This is a genomic window from Pantoea sp. SGAir0418, assembly GCF_043529865.1.
This window is the reverse complement of the sequence record NZ_CP027911.1, coordinates 2,595,970-2,613,272: the sequence shown is the minus strand read 5'-3', so window position 1 is coordinate 2,613,272 and position 17,303 is coordinate 2,595,970. Positions and strand designations below refer to the sequence as shown.

The window sequence follows — 17,303 nt, the reverse complement described above, 5'->3', positions numbered from 1 at the left end:
TACTGTCGCAAAAAAAGGTTTCAGCAATTTTGTTAACAATCACTGCAAGCGGCGTAGACGATGAATGGCAATTCTGCACGCGCGCTGCGCCAAAAGGGGGCATTGCTCGGCAATTTGTGGTGCAGCTGTATAAAAATTCTCATTTAAAAACAGCAACCCAGTACGCTGTCTGGCATCTTGTACTGAATTTGGATGTTTTACTTTGACAATCGCCTGCGCTTTTGCGAAAACATTGTCAGAAGCAGAGAAAATTTAGCGGTTCGAAACAGAATTTCAGCTCTGTTTTGCGCAATTTCGCCAAATAAACTCAGCCTGACATTGGTAATGACGCATGATGTGGACAGACAGCATGCGTCATACGGATGGTCGCGTTACTGCACAGGCTTAAAGACTTCACTTCAGTAAGGCCCTGAACATTGAACGTTTTCAGGGTTTGGCAGGTAAAGGGAAGGAATTAAGAGAGACAATAATAATGGTAGACAACAAGAAACGCCCCGGAAAAGATCTGGATCGGATCGACAGAAATATTCTGAATGAACTGCAGAAAGACGGTCGTATTTCCAACGTTGAGCTTTCAAAACGTGTCGGCCTCTCGCCAACACCTTGTCTTGAACGCGTACGTCGCCTGGAACGTCAGGGTTTCATTCTGGGCTACACCGCGCAGCTGAACCCGCACTATCTCGATGCTTCACTGCTGGTATTCGTTGAGATTACTCTGAATCGCGGCGCGCCGGATGTGTTTGAACAATTTAACGCCGCCGTACAAAAACTTGAGGAAACTCAAGAATGTCACCTCGTTTCCGGTGACTTTGACTACCTGTTGAAAACCCGCGTGCCGGATATGTCCGCCTACCGTAAACTGCTGGGTGAGACCTTGCTGCGCCTGCCGGGCGTCAACGACACCCGTACCTATGTGGTGATGGAAGAGGTCAAACAGAGCAATCGTCTGGTGATTAAGACCCGGTAACGCAGGGCAGGTGCAAAGCTTGCAGGATTTCGGTACACTCCTGTGAATTCATACAGGACCAGCGTCAGGCAAGCCTGGCGCTGTTGCCTTCTTAATTTACAGGCACCTGGAGAGTTCTCTTGAGCCAGGAATATACAGAAGATAAAGACGTTTCATTACAACCACTGAGCAGCGGACGTCGGCTGCTGGAAGCGTTGCTCATCCTGGTGGCCTTGTTTGCCATCTATCTGATGGTGTCGCTGGTTAGCTTTAATCCCTCCGATCCCAGCTGGTCACAAACCGCCTGGCACGAGCCGATCCACAATCTGGGCGGCAGCGTGGGCGCATGGCTGGCCGATACCCTGCTGTTTATTTTTGGTGTGATGGCCTACGCCATTCCGCCAGTGATTATTGGTCTGTGCTGGATTACCTTCCGTCAGCGCGATCGTCAGGATTACATCGACTATTTTGCGGTGGGCCTGCGGCTGATTGGCGTGCTGGCGCTGGTAGTGACTACCTGCGGACTGGCTGCGCTGAACGTGGACGATATCTGGTATTTTGCCTCTGGCGGCGTAATTGGCAGCCTGGTGAGCAATGCGATGGCGCCGTGGTTCAGCGGTGCCGGTGGCACGCTGACGCTGCTGTGCGTCTGGGCGGCGGGTATCACGCTTTATACCGGCTGGTCCTGGCTGGCGATTGCCGAGAAGATCGGCAGCGTGGTGATGGGCGTGCTGACCTTTGCCAGCAACCGCTCGCGCCATGATGAACCCTGGCAGGAAGAAGACGACTACGACGAGGCGCACCCCGACGACGCGGTTCCGCCACTGCGCGCTGCGCCGGCTCAGGACGACGAAGATGACGTACTGCTGGCTAAGCCCCGACAGGTAGCGGAACCTGTGGCTGAAGTCGCCAGCGACGATCCCCTGCTGGCGAAAGCCAGTGCGGCTACCGCGGCTGCGCTGGCCGCCACCAGTGACGCCGCACGTCAGGTGCCGTCCGTCGCGGCACCTGAGCCATCCGCACCGGCGGTAAACGTAGCTCCACAACCTGCGCCGTCACAGCTGGCTGCGGCTGCTCCGGCATCGATATCTGTTGCCAGCGCGCCTGCGGCGCCAGCTATTCCGCCAGCAGAGCCCGCGACAGCGGCTCCTCCGTTATACCGCTTCGAAGTGCCTGCTTCACCGGCCGCCGACGCCTTCTCGCTCGCTGAAGAAGACGATGGCCCGCGCATGGGTAACTGGCAGAGTGCCGATCAGGCCGCCACACCGCTGAATACGGCAGCCGCTGCCGCACTCGGTTCAGCGACGGCCGCCGCTGCTGCCCGCTCTGCGGCTTACACGCCAGCCTTTGATGTGGTGCCGGAGCGCGATTACAATCCGCAGGTGAAACAGGGTATTGGTCCGGAACTGCCGCGTCCTAACAAGGTTAAGCTGCCAACCCGGCGTGAGCTGGCCTCATACGGTATCAAACTGCCATCGCAACGCATGGCAGAAGAGAAGGCACGTGAAGAGGCCGACCAGCAGCAGCCGGAAATCAGCGCCAGCTGGCAAGTGCCACAGCCGCACGATGATGATAATGCTGCGCTGCAGGAAGCCCAGTTGCGCGAAGCGTTCCATTCGCAGCAGCAGCAGCGGTACGGCGACAGCTGGCAGCAGCAGCCGGCAGAGGAAGAAGATGAAGAGGCGCTGCAGCAGGCCCAGCTGGCGCAGCAGTTTGCTCAGCAGCAGCAACAGCGTTACAGCCAGCCTGAGCAGGAGAGCGCGCCGGTATTTAATCTGGATACCTCAGCCGCGTTTGATTTCTCTCCGATGAAAGATCTGGTTGATGACACGCCGAGCGAACCGCTGTTTACCATTGCCGCCACGCCAGAGCCGGACGCCCCGGCCCAGTGGCAGCAGCCAGCGGCACCTGAGCCGGCGGTACCCGCATCGCTGAGTGAGGAAACCAGCCCGTGGTCAACGCCAGACGACGAGGTTTACGCCGCGCCGGCTGAAACGCCGAAGCCTGTCGCCCCTGCGCAGGACAGCCTGTTCCACCCCTTCCTGGTACGTCACGAACAGCCGCTGGAGAAACCTTCCACGCCGCTGCCGACGCTGGATCTGCTGACGTCGCCGCCGGCGGAAGAGGAGCCGGTGGATATGTTCGCACTGGAACAGACCGCGCGTCTGGTTGAAGCGCGTCTGGCGGATTACCGCGTGAAAGCCGAAGTGGTGGGCATCTCTCCGGGGCCGGTAATCACCCGCTTTGAACTGGATCTGGCACCGGGCGTCAAGGCCGCACGTATTTCTAACCTGTCGCGTGACCTGGCACGTTCGCTCTCTGCCGTTGCGGTGCGTGTGGTTGAGGTGATTCCGGGCAAGCCTTATGTCGGCCTGGAGCTCCCCAATAAACATCGTCAGACCGTCTACCTGCGTGAGGTGCTGGACTGCGATAAGTTCCGCGATAACCCTTCGCCGCTGTCGGTGGTGCTGGGTAAAGATATTTCTGGTCAACCCGTGGTGGCCGATCTGGCGAAGATGCCGCACCTGCTGGTGGCCGGTACCACCGGTTCAGGTAAGTCGGTTGGCGTCAACACCATGATCATCAGCATGCTGTATAAAGCCACGCCGGAAGAAGTGCGCTTTATCATGATCGACCCGAAAATGCTCGAGCTGTCAGTGTATGAGGGCATTCCCCATCTGCTGACGGAAGTGGTCACCGACATGAAAGACGCGGCTAACGCGCTGCGCTGGAGTGTGGTCGAAATGGAGCGCCGCTATAAGCTGATGTCTGCGCTGGGCGTGCGTAATCTGGCCGGCTATAACGAGAAGATCGAGCAGGCGGCCGCAATGGGCCGGCCAATTCCGGATCCGTTCTGGAAACCGGGCGACAGCATGGACACCACGCCGCCGGTGCTGGAAAAACTGCCGTACATTGTGGTGCTGGTTGATGAGTTCGCTGACCTGATGATGGCGGTGGGCAAAAAGGTCGAAGAGCTGATTGCCCGCCTGGCACAGAAAGCCCGTGCGGCAGGTATTCACCTGGTGCTGGCTACCCAGCGTCCATCGGTGGATGTGATTACCGGCCTGATTAAAGCCAACATTCCGACGCGCATCGCCTTTACCGTATCCAGTAAAATTGACTCGCGTACCATTCTCGATCAGGGCGGTGCGGAATCCCTGCTGGGTATGGGTGACATGCTTTACATGCCACCTAACTCCTCCATGCCGGTACGTGTTCACGGCGCCTTTGTGCGTGACCAGGAAGTGCATGCAGTCGTGCAGGACTGGAAAGCGCGTGGGCGACCGCAGTACATCGACAGCATTACCGCCGGTGAAGAGAGTGAAAGCGGTGCTGGCGGCCTGGACGGCGATGAAGAGCTGGATCCGCTGTTTGACCAGGCGGTGGCGTTCGTGGTGGAGAAACGCCGCGCGTCGATCTCCGGCGTGCAGCGCCAGTTCCGTATTGGCTACAACCGCGCGGCGCGGATTATCGAACAGATGGAGGCGCAGGGCATTGTCTCGGAGCCAGGCCACAACGGTAACCGTGAAGTGCTGTCACCGCCACCTCACGAAATGTAAGACTTTTCTCCGCAGTGTTATGCCGGGCCAGTGTAAACTGGCCCGTTGTTTATCTGTGGTCCGATCCCCATATCATTGGGAGCTTTCGGCTTTTTCTCCTGTCGAACTGACGGAGCGGCGACTACGGTTAATGCAGTAAGTGTCAGGAAACCATGAATAAGGAATCGTATCAGATGAAATTTCGCGTTATTGCCTGTGGCCTGCTGGCCGGTTTTGTTGCTTCTTCTGCCCTGGCGGATGCTTCCAGCGATCTGCAGCAGCGCCTTAATAAAGTGAACAGCTTCCATGCCAGCTTCAGTCAGAAGGTGACTGACGGTAGCGGCGCAAATGTGCAGGACGGCGAAGGCGAACTGTGGGTAAAACGTCCGAGCCTGTTTAACTGGCACATGACTGCACCGGACGAAAGCGTGATTATCTCCGACGGTAAAAATCTGTGGTTCTATAATCCTTTTGTGGAACAGGCGAGCGTTAGCCTGCTGCAGAATGCCACCAGCAACACGCCGTTTATGCTGATTGCGCGTAACCAGCCCTCTGACTGGCAGCAGTACAACATTAAGCAGCAGGGGGATAATTTTGAGCTGACGCCTAAAAGCAGCGATGGCAACCTGAAACAGTTCACCATCAATGTCACTTCCGCAGGCACCATCAATCAGTTCAGCGCGATCGAGCAGGATGGACAGCGCAGCAGCTATCAGCTGAAGAGCCAGAAAAACGGCGCTATCAGCCCGGATAAATTCACCTTTACGCCGCCAAAAGGGGTAACGGTGGACGATCAACGTCAGTGAGGTGAGGGTGAGTAACCTGTCGCTGGATTTTGCACCGTCAAATGAGTTCAGACCGCTGGCTGCGCGTATGCGGCCAGCGACGCTGCAGCAATATATTGGTCAGCAGCATCTGCTCGCGGCCGGTAAGCCGTTGCCGCGCGCTATTGAAGCGGGTCAGCTGCACTCCATGATCTTATGGGGACCGCCGGGTACCGGTAAAACCACGCTGGCGGAGATCATCGCGCATTACGGCAAAGCCGATGTCGAACGCATTTCAGCGGTGACTTCCGGCGTTAAAGAGATCCGCGAGGCCATTGAGCGCGCGCGGCAGAATCGCCAGGTGGGGCGTCGCACTATTCTGTTTGTTGATGAGGTGCATCGCTTCAATAAGAGCCAGCAGGATGCGTTTTTGCCACACATTGAAGACGGCACCATCACCTTCATTGGCGCAACCACGGAAAATCCTTCTTTTGAACTGAACTCGGCACTGCTGTCGCGCGCCCGCGTTTATCTGCTTAAATCGCTGACCAGCGCGGATATTGAACAGGTGCTGGATCAGGCGATGCAGGATAAAACGCGCGGTTACGGCGACAGCGATATTCTGTTACCGGACAATACCCGGCGCATGATCGCTGAACTGGTCAATGGTGATGCACGACGCGCACTGAATACGCTGGAAATGATGGCCGATATGGCTGAGCTCAATGCGCAGGGACAGCGGGAGCTAACGCCACAGCTGCTGAATGAAGTGTCGGGTGAACGCGCGGCGCGTTTCGATAACAAAGGCGACCGCTTTTACGATCTCATCTCGGCACTGCACAAATCGGTTCGTGGTTCAGCCCCGGATGCGGCGCTTTACTGGTACGCGCGCATCATCACTGCCGGTGGCGATCCGCTGTACGTGGCGCGGCGGCTGCTGGCGATTGCTTCGGAAGATGTCGGTAATGCTGATCCGCGCGCCATGCAGGTAGCAATTGCCGCGTGGGACTGTTTTACCCGCGTCGGGCCTGCGGAAGGGGAACGTGCAATTGCCCAGGCAATTGTTTATCTGGCCTGTGCGCCAAAAAGCAATGCTGTTTATACCGCCTTCAAAGCGGCGATGCGTGATGCGCGTGAGTTCCCGGATTACGATGTGCCGGAACATCTGCGTAATGCACCGACGAAGCTGATGAAAGAGATGGGCCTCGGCAAAGAGTACCGTTACGCGCATGACGAACCCAATGCCTATGCGGCCGGCGAGGTGTTTTTCCCGCCGGAAATGGCGCAGACGCGCTACTATCAACCCACCAATCGTGGCCTTGAAAGCAAGATCGGTGAAAAACTCGCCTGGCTTGCTGAACAGGATCAAAATAGCCCGATAAAACGCTACCGCTGATAAACGCGTTACGGTAAGGTGAGCAAGGATTTCAATGCATTCCGGTGGAATGCATCCCTCCATTCGTTCAATCAACCTTTTATTACACAGGATAAGCATGCTCGATCCCAATCTGCTGCGTAATGAGCCAGACGCAGTCGCAGAAAAACTGGCACGCCGGGGATTTAAACTGGATGTGGATACGCTGCGCTCCCTCGAAGAGCGTCGTAAGGTTTTGCAGGTAGAAACTGAAAACCTGCAGGCTGAGCGTAACTCCCGCTCCAAATCCATCGGTCAGGCCAAAGCACGTGGGGAAGATATCGAGCCGCTGCGTCAGGAAGTGAACGCGCTGGGCGAACGCCTGGATGCGGCGAAAGCAGAGCTGGATACCCTGCAGAACGAAATTCGTGACTTTGCGCTCGCGCTGCCGAACCTGCCGGCCGATGAAGTGCCGCTGGGTAAAGATGACAGCGAAAACCAGGAAGTGAGCCGCTGGGGCCAGCCGCGCCAGTTCGATTTCCCGGTGAAAGACCATGTGGAGCTGGGTGAAGCGGTCAAAGGGCTGGATTTCGCCTCGGCGGTGAAACTGACCGGTTCGCGCTTTATCGTGATGCAGGGCCAGATTGCCCGTCTGCATCGCGCACTGAGCCAGTTCATGATCGATCTGCACAGCCAGCAGCACGGTTATCTGGAAACTTACGTGCCATATCTGGTGAACCACGAGACGCTGTACGGTACCGGTCAGTTACCAAAATTTGGTGAGGATCTGTTCCATACCAAACCGCTGGGCGAGGAAGCAGGCAGCAGTAACTATGCGCTGATCCCGACCGCCGAAGTGCCGCTGACTAACCTGGTGCGCGATGAGATCGTTGAAGAGGAATCTCTGCCGATCAAACTCACTGCCCACACGCCTTGCTTCCGTTCCGAAGCCGGTTCTTACGGCCGCGACACGCGCGGTTTGATCCGTATGCACCAGTTCGACAAAGTGGAGATGGTGCAGATCGTCGCACCGGAAACCTCCATGGACGCGCTGGAAGAGCTGGTCGGCCATGCGGAGAAAGTCCTGCAGTTGCTGAACCTGCCGTACCGTAAAGTGCTGCTGTGCACGGGTGACATGGGCTTCGGCTCAGCCAAAACCTATGACCTGGAAGTCTGGCTGCCGGCGCAGGACACCTACCGTGAAATCTCCTCCTGCTCGAATATGTGGGATTTCCAGGCGCGCCGCATGCAGGCTCGCTGCCGCAGCAAAACGGACAAAAAACCGCGTCTGGTGCACACGCTGAATGGTTCAGGCCTGGCGGTGGGGCGTACGCTGGTGGCCGTGCTGGAAAACTATCAGCAGGCGGATGGTCGCATTACAGTGCCGGACGTGCTGCGCCCGTATATGGGCGGGCTGGAATATATCGGCTAACAGGCATTCATGCACAAACCCGGCTCAGGCCGGGTTTTTTATTTCTTAAGCGCGTCAGCCATTATTTTTTAACCGGAATTAATCAGAAATAAACGTTATCGTCATCGTTGCGCGTCAAACCATCAAAAATGTATAAATTCATGTAGATAGATTCAGATATAAGACCTTTCTCAAGCCCTGTAACCCGCTGAAGATAAAAATAATAAATTGTTCAGCAGCAAAATGTGCGGCGCTGTTTTTTTGCACATTGACTTTGCCATCGTCAATGGCAAACTGCGCGCAAATCTGTTCATTTCTTTTGGTTTTATTCCCTATGTCAACCTGGTCGCGCCCCGTCCTGCTGCTGCTTTGCGGCTTAATGCTGATGACGGTGTCTATTGCTGTGCTTAATACGCTGGTGCCGCTGTGGCTCACTCACGATCAACTGCCGACCTGGCAGGTGGGCATGGCGAGCTCTGCTTATTACACCGGCAACTTACTGGGCACCTTGCTGGCGGGCTGGTTGATTAATCGCTATGGCTTTAATCGCTGCTTTTACCTTGCCAGCGTACTGTTTGCGCTGGCAACCATGGGCATGGTGCTGCTGGACGGCTTTTACAGCTGGACGCTGCTGCGCTTCACCGCGGGCGTAGGCTGTGCACTGATTTGGGTGGTGGTTGAGAGTGCACTATTGTGCAGCGGTACCGTGCGCAATCGCGGTCAGCTGCTGGCCGCTTACATGATCATCTACTATCTTGGCACCGTTGCCGGTCAGCTGCTGGTGAGCCGTGTCTCGACAGAACTGCTGCACGTCATTCCCTGGGTGAGCGCGCTGATCGTCTGTGCCGTGCTGCCCGTGGTGTTTGTGCAGGTCAACGCCGGTGCGGCTACTGAAGAAGCCTCAACCGGGCGTATCTGGAGCATGCTGCGCCGCCGCAGCTCGCGGTTAGGTATCAACGGCTGCATTATCTCCGGTATCGTGCTCGGTTCGCTCTACGGCCTGATGCCGCTTTATCTTTCGCATCAGGGCATGAGCGATGCCACCGTGGGTTACTGGATGGCGCTGCTGGTCAGTGCCGGGATTGTCGGTCAGTGGCCGGTAGGGCGTCTGGCCGACCGCTTTGGTCGCCTGATGGTGCTGCGCGTGCAGGTGTTCGTGGTGATTCTGGGTGCGATTGCTATGCTGAGCGGAACGGCAATGGCGCCGGCACTGTTTGTGCTGGGGCTGGCTGGCTTTACGCTTTATCCGGTAGCGATGTCCTGGGCGTGTGAAACGGTAGCGCATCATGAACTGGTGGCGATGAATCAGGCGCTGCTGTTCAGTTATACCGTTGGCAGTCTGGTCGGGCCGGGGATGACCGCAATGCTGATGCAGAACTATTCCGATCGCCTGCTGTTTGTGATGATTGCGGTGGTGGCGCTGGTCTATCTGGTGATGCTGCTGCGTAAAGCCGATCAGCATGCAACACCGGTGGCGCATGCCTGATGGCAGTGCTTAAACGGGACATTCGCAACCTGTCGCAAATGTCCCGGCGGTAACGCTCTGTTTCTTACCGGTAAAGCTTCAGCTGCAGGCCAACCGTCTTAATACATGACGTTGTGGCCGTAACCGGCAAGAATATTTTTCACCCGCTCCATGGTCTCTTTCGTTGGCGGCTTCACGCCTTCCAGCTTGTACTCTTCACCCATCGCAATCCATTTATGCTTGCCGAGTTCGTGATAAGGCAGCAGCTCGATTTTCTCTATGTTAGTCATGTCTTTAGTAAATTCACCAAGGCGATGCACCGAATCGTCATCGTCCGAATAACCCGGCACGACCACATAGCGAATCCAGGTCCTTTTACCGTGCTTTTGCAGATAGCGGGCGAAATCCAGCGTGCGGTGGTTTGACACGCCGACCAGAATCTCATGGATATCATCATTGATCTGCTTGAGATCGAGCATCACCAGGTCAGTTGCATCAAGCAGTTCATCGATCACCGGATCGTAACGGCGCACAAAGCCGTTGGTGTCGAGGCAGGTATGGATGCCCTCGGCCTGGCAGGCGCGAAACCAGTCGCGCACAAATTCAGCCTGCAGAATGGCTTCACCGCCGGATGCCGTCACGCCGCCACCAGACGCATTCATAAAGTGGCGATACGACAGCACATCCTTCATCAGCTCATCGACGGTAATCTCCTTACCGCCGTGAGTGTCCCAGGTATCGCGGTTGTGGCAGTACAGGCAGCGCATCAGGCAGCCCTGGAAGAAGGTGATAAAACGGATGCCGGGACCGTCAACGGTGCCGCATGATTCAAACGAGTGGATACGACCGATGGTTGACATTGCGATGTATTCTCCGGTTCAGCCTGGCGAGCAGGCGGCACAATCTGTGTTGTGCTCTGAGGATGTAAGTCGGTTTTGCCAGACTGCCTGCAAAAGCAGACTGGCAAAACTGGCTTGTGGAGAAAAGGCTCCCGCAGGAGCCTTTCGATTACAGTGAGGAGGATTACAGCGACTGAGTAAAGGTACGGGTAATCACATCCTGCTGCTGCTCTTTCGTCAGCGAGTTGAAACGTACGGCATAACCGGAAACGCGGATGGTCAGCTGAGGATATTTCTCAGGGTGCTCCATGGCATCCAGCAGCATTTCACGGTTCATGACGTTAACGTTCAGGTGCTGGCCGCCCTCAATACTGGCTTCGTGATGGAAGTAACCATCCATCAGGCCAGCAAGGTTGGTTTTACGCACGTTATCATCTTTGCCCAGCGCATTCGGTACGATAGAGAAGGTATAAGAGATACCGTCTTTGGCGTAGGCAAATGGCAGTTTGGCCACGGAAGTCAGTGAAGCGACAGCACCTTTCTGGTCACGGCCATGCATTGGGTTGGCACCGGGTCCAAATGGCGCACCGGAGCGACGACCATCCGGCGTGTTACCGGTTTTCTTACCGTATACCACGTTGGAGGTGATGGTCAGTACCGACTGCGTTGGCACCGCATTACGGTAGGTCTGCAGTTTCTGAATTTTCTTCATGAAACGTTCAACCAGGTCACAGGCCAGATCATCCACGCGCGGGTCGTTGTTACCGAACTGCGGATACTCACCTTCAATTTCGAAGTCCACTGCCAGACCATCGGCATCACGGACAGGTTTCACTTTGGCATATTTAATCGCTGAAAGTGAGTCCGCGGCGACAGACAGGCCCGCGATACCACACGCCATGGTACGATAAACGTCACGATCGTGCAGCGCCATCAGCGCAGCTTCATAACTGTACTTATCATGCATGTAGTGAATGATGTTGAGTGACGTGACGTACTGTTTTGCCAGCCAGTCCATGAAGTGGTCCAGACGCGCCATCACGGTGTCATAATCCAGCACATCGTCAGTGATTGGCGCTTCTTTCGGGCCGACCTGCATTTTCAGCTTCTCATCCACACCGCCGTTGATTGCGTACAGCAGTGTTTTAGCCAGGTTGGCACGTGCGCCGAAGAACTGCATTTGTTTACCGACAATCATCGGGCTCACGCAGCAGGCGATGGCGTAGTCATCATTGTCAAAGTCCGGACGCATCAGGTCATCGTTCTCATACTGCAGCGATGAGGTGTCGATGGAGACTTTTGCCGCATATTTTTTGAAGTTAACCGGCAGTTTCTCAGACCACAGGATGGTCATGTTTGGTTCCGGTGATGGACCCATGGTGTACAGCGTGTTCAGGAAGCGGAAGGTGCTTTTCGTCACCAGCGTACGACCGTCAACGCCCATACCAGCCAGTGATTCAGTGGCCCAGATTGGGTCGCCAGAGAACAGCTCATCGTATTCCGGCGTACGCAGGAAGCGCACCATACGCAGTTTCATCACCAGATGGTCAATCAGTTCCTGTGCCTGCTCTTCGCTCAGTTTACCGGCTTTGATATCGCGCTCGATGTAAACGTCGAGGAAGGTGGACACGCGACCAAACGACATCGCGGCACCGTTCTGTGATTTCACTGCTGCGAGGTAACCGAAGTAGGTCCACTGTACTGCTTCCTGCGCGGTAGTGGCTGGCAGAGAGATATCAAAGCCATATTTGGCTGCCATCTCTTTGATCTGGCCCAGTGCGCGGTGCTGTTCAGAAATCTCTTCACGCAGGCGAATGGTGGCCTCGAGATCAACGCCATTTTCCATGTCACTCTGCAGTGAGTTGAACTGAGCCACTTTGTCTTTCATCAAGTAGTCGATGCCGTACAGTGCGACGCGACGGTAGTCACCGATAATACGACCGCGGCCATACGCATCTGGCAGACCGGTCAGCACGCCGGATTTACGGCAGCGCAGGATATCCGGGGTGTAAACGTCAAACACGCCCTGGTTGTGGGTTTTGCGGTAATCGGTGAAAACTTTCTTAAGCGCTGGGTCCAGCTCGCGGCCGTAAACTTTACAGGAGCCTTCCACCATTTTGATGCCGCCAAACGGGATAATGGCGCGTTTCAGCGGGGCTTCAGTCTGCAGACCAACGATGGTTTCCAGCGATTTGTTAATATAGCCCGCATCGTGTGAGGTGATGGTAGACGCTAAATCAGTGTCGAAATCAACCGGTGCATGGGTACGGTTTTCAATTTTGATGCCTTCCAGCACGCTGTCCCACAGTTTGGTGGTGGCTGGCGTCGCGCCGGCGAGGAATGCTTCGTCACCTTCATACGGCGTGTAGTTTTTTTGGATGAAGTCACGGACGTTGACGCTGTTCTGCCATTCACCGGCGCTAAATCCTTCCCAGGCTGACGCCATTTTTTCATTCAGTTCGGACATGATATACCTGCCTTATTTAGGGAGACTGTAACGTATGGCGCGCTGCTCAGCACGCCCGTACTTAATGACTCAGTGCGCGGACTCACCGTCGCGCAGATAGATAACCCAATAGGTCAACCCGACTAACAGACCGCCGCCAATGATGTTGCCGATGGTTACGGGAATCAGGTTATTAACAATAAAATCGCCAATGCCCAGTGCAGGAAATTGCGCCGCGCTGGCACCGGTCATCTGCCAGAATTCCGGGCTGGCAAAATCGCGAATCATGATGGCCATCGGGATCAGGAACATATTGGCGATGCTGTGCTCAAAGCCGCTGGCTACAAACATCGCAACCGGTAAAATCATCGCTACCATTTTGTCGAGCAGGCTACGGCCGGAGTAGCTCATCCACACCGCCAGACACACCATCAGGTTAGCCAGTGTACCGAGGCTTACCGCTTCGATAAACGTATGATGCATTTTGTGGTCGGCGGTCTGTAAGACATTCAATCCCCATGCGCCATTAGCAACCATATGCTCACCGGCCAGCCAAATCAGCGCCACAAAAAACAGCGCGCCGCACAGGTTGCCAACGTAGACATTGAGCCAGTGACGACCCAGTTGCAGCCAGGTAATGCGTCCGCTGGCTTTTGCCACCACGATCAGCACCGTTGAAGTAAACAAATCAGCGCCGCAGACCACAACCAGCATCAAACCCAGTGAGAAGCAGATGCCACCGATCAATTTGGCCATGCCGTACGGCATAGTGCCGCTGCCGGTGGTGGCGGTGATATAAAACACAAAGGCAATGGAAATAAAGACGCCAGCAGTGATAGCCAGAAAGAAGGTGGTTAAGGGATGTTTCGTCGCTTTATAGACACCGGCATCTTCTGCGACTTTTGCCATCGCCGCCGGTAATAATGAATTAAAAGGGTTGTCAGCTTTCACACTAACGCTCTCCAGAAATTGTCTGTAAAGATACTAACAAAGGAGTATAGGTCAGGAGTTGATGTGGATCATATTTGCCGAAACGGCAGGGTTAAGCAAAGCGGCAAAACGAGCAAAAAATCAATTAAATCATTGAAAGTTAATAAATAAATAATTTTTAATTTATGCAAAATAAGTTGAAGGTGCGGCTGGCTTAAGAGCTATTTTGTTAAATGCTGTTTATCAATGATAGTGAATTGTTATTTATTATTTTCTGCGCCCGATGAATTTTCAGCGGCATAAAAAAAGGCACTGGATACTGCCAGTGCCCGTTAATTTTCAGTCTAATTCGACACAGACAAAATGCGCCGATTTATTTCGCAGACCAGTAACGACGTTTTGCCGCCTGTAATTTTTCATACGCGGCCAGCAGTGCCTGATGCGCCGGGAACGCGTGCAGATCGCGGTCAACCACCTGCAGACCGTAGAACGGTGCCTCACCGCTGATGGCAGCCGAAGCGGCGTCGACGGCGGCTTCGCCATACATGCGCACAAACGCGCGATGATACTGCAGCGGATCGCGATCTTCTTCCATCGCCAGCAGCAGCAGAGTCTGCAGGCAGCGGTAGTAATTGGCATGCTCAGGGCTGAAGATCGACTGGTTGAACTCCATGGTCCATTCCGTCCAGATCAGCGCCTGATCCAGATCGCCACCGGCCAGCGCCAGCATCGCTTTCAGCTCGCCAATACGCAGCGTGAACCAGCCGTTGTCTTTGCCGGTCGCCAGCCCCAGCAGTTCACGCACGCGGGTGAAGTCATCATGACCTTCTTCATCCAGCTGTTCGATCAGAGCCAGATACTCCTCGGGTTGCCACTGGGTTGCCGGCAGGGACAACAGCGTTTCACGCAGTGATGCACCCATGTTGTTATTCGCCAGCAGCAGGTCTTCGGCTGGGTAAATATCAGACATGCCCGGTACGATAATGCGGCAGGCGTAAACGCCCAGATGTTCGTAGTCGGCGATATACACTTCTTTATCTTCCGCACGGAAGATCGCCATAAGCGTATCGAACTCTTCATGGGTGGTGCCGGCGAAGCTCCAGTCGACAAAGGGATAGTCGGCATCGTCTTTGAACATATCCCAGGAGATCAGACCGCTGGAATCAATGAAGTGGGTTTCAAGGTTAGCGTGTTCAGCCACTTCTTCATCATCGAAGGTGGGCGGGGTAAACACGTCGAGATCTTTCAGGCCGCGACCCTGCAGCAGTTCGGTGACGGTACGTTCCAGCGCGACACCAAAGTCCGGATGGGCGCCAAAAGAGGCAAAACAGGTGCCGTTAGCCGGGTTGAACAGCACCACACAGATCACCGGATAGTTGCCGCCCAGCGAAGCGTCGTAGGAGAAAATCGGGAAACCTTCTGCTTCAAGACGATTGATAGCCTCCACCACGCCAGGATAGCGCTGCATCACCGCTTCAGGAATTTCCGGCAGGCTGATGGATTCCGCAATAATGCGGTTTTTAATATGGCGCTCAAACACTTCGGATAAGCCCTGTACGCGCGCTTCATTGGCGGTGTTGCCAGCGGACATGCCGTTAGACACATACAGGTTGCCGATGATGTTCATCGGAATATAAACAGTTTGCTGATCGGACTGGCGGGTAAATGGCAGGCCGCAGATACCGCGATCGGCATTACCAGACTGCAGATCCACCAGATCGGACGCGCTCAGGCTCTGTTCCGGATCGTAAAACTTACGCAGGCGCGCATCCAGAATGCCTTCCGGCAGGCTGTCATCGTCGGTTAGCGAGAACCATTTCTCGTTCGGGTAGTGCACGAAGTCGCCGTTAGCGATGGTTTCGCCCAGCCAGAAATCGGCAAAGAAGTAGTTGGTTGAGAGGCGCTCAAAATATTCGCCCAGCGCTGAGGCCAGCGCCGCTTTTTTACTGGCGCCTTTACCGTTAGTAAAACAGAGCGGGCAGTCGCGGTCGCGAATGTGCACAGACCAGACGTGCGGCACCGGGTTCAGCCAGGAAGCTTCTTCAATGTTGAAACCCAGATCCTGCAGTTTCTGCTGGAAGCGTGCGATGGAGTCTTCCAGTGCGGCGTCTTTACCTGGAATAAACGTTTGCGTCATGGTGGCGCTCTCTCAAGTCGATGGTTGGGCGTAAAGCGCGCAATAATACGGGTTTTGCGCCTGCTTCGCTATTGCTCCGCCAAATTTCTCAACGCATTGTTACGGCTTTTTCGCGCTCTGGCAGCTGTCTGATTTTACTTCACCGCGCTGCCTCACAAAATTCCGTGGCTTATTACATTTGTGACATAAGCTGCGGTGGAGCGGGATCTGGAAATGTGATCGCTGCCGGATAAATGATTGCAGCCATCCGGAGGCAATGATAAAACCGATGGGGTATTCATAACCGTTCGATATGACAATGGTGAGGGGAAATGGCGCAGGTTTATAATTTTAGCTCCGGACCGGCAATGCTGCCGGTGGAAGTGCTTCGTCGTGCAGAACAAGAACTGACAAACTGGCATGGCTTAGGCACCTCGGTGATGGAAATCAGTCACCGCAGCAAAGAGTTTATTGAAGTCGCGGAAGCGGCGGAGCAGGATTTTCGCGATCTGCTGAAAATCCCGGCCAACTACAAAGTATTATTCTGCCATGGCGGCGCGCGTGCGCAGTTCGCGGCAATCCCGGGCAACCTGCTGGGCGATGCCAGCCGCGCGGATTACATCGACGGCGGCTACTGGGCGCACAGTGCTATTAAAGAAGCAGAAAAATTCTGCTCGCCGAACGCCATTGACATCAAAACCACCCGTGAGGGTAAACGCGCACTGTTACCGATGCGTGAATGGCAGCTCAGCGATGATGCTGCTTATGTGCATTTCTGCCCGAATGAAACCATCGACGGTATTGCCATCGATGAAGAGCCAGACTTCGGCGATAAAGTGGTGGTGGCCGATCTCTCTTCGACCATCCTGTCCCGCCCACTCGACATCAGCCGCTACGGCGTGATTTATGCCGGCGCGCAGAAAAACATCGGTCCCGCTGGCCTGACGCTGGTGGTGGTGCGTGATGACCTGCTGGGCAAAGCGCAGCGCTGGGTGCCCTCCATTCTCGACTACAAAGTGCTGGCCGAAAACGATTCGATGTTTAACACGCCGCCGACGTTTGCCTGGTATCTCTCCGGCCTGGTGTTCAAATGGCTGAAAGAGAAGGGCGGTGTAGCAGAGATGGACAAGGTTAATCAGGCGAAAGCCGATCTGCTGTACGGCGTGATTGATAGCAGCAGCTTCTACCGTAACGACGTCGCCAGTGAAAACCGTTCCCGGATGAACGTGCCTTTCCAGCTGGCCGATGCTGCGCTGGATAAGGTGTTCCTTGAAGAATCACTGAAGGCGGGCCTGCATGCGCTGAAGGGGCACCGTGTGGTTGGCGGTATGCGTGCCTCGATCTACAATGCGATGCCGCTGGAAGGCGTTAAAGCGCTGACCGAATTCATGGTCGACTTCGAACGTCGTCACGGTTAATTATCTACTTTAGTGCCAGCCTGCCCGGCTGGCATCAGACCCTGTCACTGGACGGGGTCTCGTATTTCTGGAGAT

The 17,303-nt window shown here is 55.2% G+C and carries 11 protein-coding genes; 7 read left to right on the top strand and 4 right to left on the bottom strand.

The features are described 5' to 3' along the window. The first annotated feature begins 472 nt into the window (after positions 1–472). The 6 genes from lrp (at position 473) to C1N84_RS12115 (ending at position 9,500) form a co-directional block, all read left to right on the top strand. Positions 473–967 (top strand): leucine-responsive transcriptional regulator Lrp, encoded by a 495-nt coding sequence (lrp, locus tag C1N84_RS12140; protein ID WP_006118610.1) that lies wholly within the window; start codon positions 473–475, stop codon positions 965–967. 119 nt (positions 968–1,086) lie between these two features. Then, positions 1,087–4,506 (top strand): DNA translocase FtsK 4TM domain-containing protein, encoded by a 3,420-nt coding sequence (locus tag C1N84_RS12135; RefSeq protein WP_264441466.1) that lies wholly within the window; start codon positions 1,087–1,089, stop codon positions 4,504–4,506. A 173-nt stretch (positions 4,507–4,679) separates the two neighbouring features. Then, positions 4,680–5,291: an outer membrane lipoprotein chaperone LolA gene (lolA, locus tag C1N84_RS12130; RefSeq protein WP_010618286.1), complete on the top strand. Its 612-nt coding sequence runs from the start codon at positions 4,680–4,682 to the stop codon at positions 5,289–5,291. A gap of 7 nt (positions 5,292–5,298) precedes the next feature. Beyond that, entirely contained in the window at positions 5,299–6,645 is a 1,347-nt protein-coding gene (locus C1N84_RS12125; protein ID WP_021508355.1) for a replication-associated recombination protein A, read from the top strand. Between the two features lie 97 nt (positions 6,646–6,742). Further along, a complete protein-coding gene (gene serS, locus C1N84_RS12120; RefSeq protein WP_058757768.1) occupies positions 6,743–8,035 on the top strand; it encodes a serine--tRNA ligase in 1,293 nt (430 codons plus the stop codon). A gap of 313 nt (positions 8,036–8,348) precedes the next feature. Then, the gene (locus C1N84_RS12115) at positions 8,349–9,500 is read left to right on the top strand and encodes an MFS transporter (RefSeq protein WP_058769542.1); all 1,152 of its coding nucleotides are present in this window, start codon (positions 8,349–8,351) and stop codon (positions 9,498–9,500) included. 98 nt (positions 9,501–9,598) lie between these two features. Here the strand turns inward: C1N84_RS12115 and pflA are convergent, their stop codons facing one another. The 4 genes from pflA to ycaO form a co-directional block, all read right to left on the bottom strand. Continuing rightward, a complete protein-coding gene (gene pflA / locus C1N84_RS12110) occupies positions 9,599–10,339 on the bottom strand; it encodes a pyruvate formate lyase 1-activating protein (RefSeq protein WP_159378305.1) in 741 nt (246 codons plus the stop codon). Between the two features lie 163 nt (positions 10,340–10,502). Beyond that, on the bottom strand, positions 10,503–12,785 hold the full coding sequence (gene pflB / locus C1N84_RS12105) for a formate C-acetyltransferase (protein ID WP_264441465.1): 2,283 nt from the start codon (positions 12,783–12,785) through the stop codon (positions 10,503–10,505). 69 nt (positions 12,786–12,854) lie between these two features. After that, positions 12,855–13,715, bottom strand: coding sequence for a formate transporter FocA (focA, locus tag C1N84_RS12100; protein WP_021508350.1), 861 nt, complete (start codon positions 13,713–13,715; stop codon positions 12,855–12,857). A 352-nt stretch (positions 13,716–14,067) separates the two neighbouring features. Further along, a complete protein-coding gene (gene ycaO, locus C1N84_RS12095; RefSeq protein WP_264441464.1) occupies positions 14,068–15,831 on the bottom strand; it encodes a 30S ribosomal protein S12 methylthiotransferase accessory factor YcaO in 1,764 nt (587 codons plus the stop codon). Positions 15,832–16,142: 311 nt separating this feature from the next. Between ycaO and serC the strand changes: the two genes are divergently transcribed. After that, positions 16,143–17,228 (top strand): 3-phosphoserine/phosphohydroxythreonine transaminase, encoded by a 1,086-nt coding sequence (gene serC, locus C1N84_RS12090; RefSeq protein WP_021508348.1) that lies wholly within the window; start codon positions 16,143–16,145, stop codon positions 17,226–17,228. The last annotated feature ends 75 nt before the right edge of the window (positions 17,229–17,303 follow it).